Raw genomic sequence first — 2,745 nt, 5'->3', positions numbered from 1 at the left:
CGTGGGCTTCAAAGCGTGCGATGCAGGTCGCGCTCTCTCACCCAACCGGGCCGATTTTCGGCGACCAGCATCGCACTCCTTAAACACCTCGACACGAGCACTGCAAGCAAAATCCCGCAGCCCGACCGAACTCCAACGCCACTCGGCCACGAGGTGCACAAGCACTTACACCGCATAGTCGTAGATCTCGCCGAATGCAGAAGCCCGATGAGATTTATCAAAGCGGGACCAACCCAATCGTGGGATTCGGCTCCAAATACAAAACCATGCTCGGCCTTCTCGGTAACGTGGTAAAACTCGAGCGGGCAATCATCTGCGAACACCAGGCCAATGGGATCGCGAAAGCCAGCTCCCCGACGGCGAACAGGTGACTCAGGCGCGCGAGTGGGGTAAGTGAGAGGTCTGCACCAGCGACCTATATGTTGTCAGGATTCCCATGTCTGCTTCTGCGGATTCCATACCCCGGCCACGATTGACGCACTAAGAAGCGGGTTTAAGCACCCTCCGACGACGCCAAGTGCGGTTGCAAGATCGTGATACTCCATAGGGAAATCAGCTGCTTGCCGCGCCTGCTTCGGACAGGCCTGGGACCACTGCGGACCAGGACTAATCATCTCCTTTGGAAGATCAAGACCGCGGTGGGTGGCTTCCTTTGTCATGAGTGTTTGCAAGAGCTTCGCATCGATGGATTGGCTGGTCACAATCCGGACCAAGTCGATGAGATCGTGGTACCGCGTTGATGGTTCTGCCCCGTGCAATTCGTAGCAGGCGCATAGTTTGTCGGCAGCAACGTTTTCAACTGGAACCATTCGGATAACTGCACCGGATGGAAGCCCCTCGTACTCAATGACCGGATTGATCGTCACAGAGTCAATCGGGGCGTCGAGATGCTGCTGCGTAGATATATCCACGCTGAAGGATACGACCTGCTGCGCCCCGATCCTGAGAATGACTTTGAATGATCCTCTGGTCCGGTCCATCGGGTCCTGATTATCCCTTGCCGGCTCTTGTAACTCGAAAGTGAAATCGGGATCTGTCGGGCCAGGCTCATCAACTAGCACCTGCAGCTCTCGGAGCGCTTCTGCAGGAGGGACTTGCTCCCGGCGCGCTAAGTCGATGTCGCGACTGCGTCGACCAGACCCGATCCGTAAGAGAAGGCTCGTCCCTCCTTTGAGGACCCACACACAGTCATCATGAGCAAATAATCGGGTCAGGAACATATCGAAAGCGAACTGGTGTTGGATATTCTCCACTGTCACTGACTGTCGGCGGGCTTCGTTACGAAGCTTCGCCAAGAGTTGCGTCCGCTTGCGAACAATACGGCTGACTAGTGATACCGCACTCATGATTCACCACCATCAGCAGAGTCTGACGCAGGGTGATGTTTCTTAAACAAAGCATTCACTGGAGCCTGGATCGCTTCCAACGTGGCGTGATCTAGTTTCCAGTCTTTCGAACGGAGGGTTTGCTGCGACGCGCCCTGCATCAACGTCGCTTCCTGCCCAGGGGTCGTATGCTTTCTCGATAACAACTCATCCGACAGTTGGCGCATCAGTGCTGACGCTACTGCTTCTCCAACGTCCTCCATCATGTTGGCCCAACCATCAGGGGTCGATTTCCTACTGTAGGCCCTAGCTTCTGTTGCGCTGTCATGCTCAGGGAAGCGTCGCAAAGATTCCGCCACCATCTCATCGCCCGAGCTACTGCCGTAGGAACCAGCATAGGGATCAACTACCCGCGCAACCTCCGAGGGGCTAAGACGCCGTTCGTGAATTCCGTCCGCAATTACGTGGTAAAGCTGGTCCCCATCAAGGCGATCTTTCGCCAGGTCGCGGATCGTACGCGCCACGGTCGTCACTGGAAGGCCACGAACTATCATCCAGTCCTCATCCTGAAGATCAGCAGTGCGATGAGACATGTCAGTCGCGGATGATTGCTTCCGTTTCGAGGACGTAAAAGTATGCGTTGCCGGGGTGATATCACCCAATTCAAGCACGCTGGCAGCCGAGACATGGGAGACAACGATCGGGTTTTCTGCGTGGAGACGTTCCTCAGCGAGAATCCCCGGCCTGGTCGACAACCATGCCGCCCGGATCTCCGTCAGTGAATCTTCCGCCACACTAGAAAGGATGTACACACCTCGACGGATACGACGTATGTAATCCCCCTGTGCCAATCGTGTCATCGTCGTGGTATCAATCCCCTCCCTTGCCGCTTGGGCAGAGGTAACCAATCCATGTTGCAGATAGGAATACGCTGCCAAGATAGTCTGAGCTTCAGAAAGCTTCATGTAGCAAACATATCAAATACAACACTAGGAAGCTATGTTTACTACAGCATTGATGTAGTAAACATAACATTTACGGACATTCAGCGATATGAAGACCAGACCCTCTCCATCCCAGGCTTGCGCTACACATTCATCAGATCAAGCACTTCAACAACCCCTCAGTGTCCTCACTTCTTGAGCACGACGCCCCCACGAGGCGACCCGCCTATCCACGACTCAACTGGGACTGCCAATCAATCAGCATCCTTGAAATAGTTCCCGCGCCCGGGAACCATTTGGCGTTTCAGGCCTGTTCCCGTCGACCAGCACTTGCGTTTCCCCAGGTCGCGTCGTCTGTCTACGAAGAACGTTCCCCCAAGCCTTGTATCTCCGCACCAGATTCCGGGTTTTCAGCGAGCGGATTTACAAAAACCCAGGTCGGACAAACCCGATGTAGGAATTTGGTGCGCACCCTC

Annotated in this window: 2 protein-coding genes; both read right to left on the bottom strand. The window is 54.9% G+C overall.

All coding sequences use genetic code 11. The features are described from left to right. Window positions 1-425: 425 nt before the first annotated feature. A complete protein-coding gene (locus HMPREF3170_RS00290; protein ID WP_070477005.1) occupies window positions 426-1,346 on the bottom strand; it encodes a nucleotidyl transferase AbiEii/AbiGii toxin family protein in 921 nt (306 codons plus the stop codon). Further along, on the bottom strand, window positions 1,343-2,290 hold the full coding sequence (locus HMPREF3170_RS00285) for a type IV toxin-antitoxin system AbiEi family antitoxin domain-containing protein (RefSeq protein ID WP_070477003.1): 948 nt from the start codon (window positions 2,288-2,290) through the stop codon (window positions 1,343-1,345). The genes HMPREF3170_RS00290 and HMPREF3170_RS00285 overlap by 4 nt, the downstream gene beginning before the upstream one ends. Between the last annotated feature and the right edge of the window lie 455 nt (window positions 2,291-2,745).

It is taken from the genome of Corynebacterium sp. HMSC08D02, assembly GCF_001807505.1.
GTDB classification, from domain to species: Bacteria; Actinomycetota; Actinomycetes; order Mycobacteriales; family Mycobacteriaceae; genus Corynebacterium; species Corynebacterium pseudogenitalium.
The sequence above is the reverse complement of the archived record's forward strand: the minus strand, read 5'-3'. Positions and strand labels throughout refer to the sequence as shown.

Coding starts and splice junctions, on each gene's coding strand:
- HMPREF3170_RS00290 (WP_070477005.1), bottom strand. CDS start 1,346: ATGAGTGCGGTATCACTAGTCAGCCGTATTGTTCGCAAGCGGACGCAA.
- HMPREF3170_RS00285 (WP_070477003.1), bottom strand. CDS start 2,290: ATGAAGCTTTCTGAAGCTCAGACTATCTTGGCAGCGTATTCCTATCTG.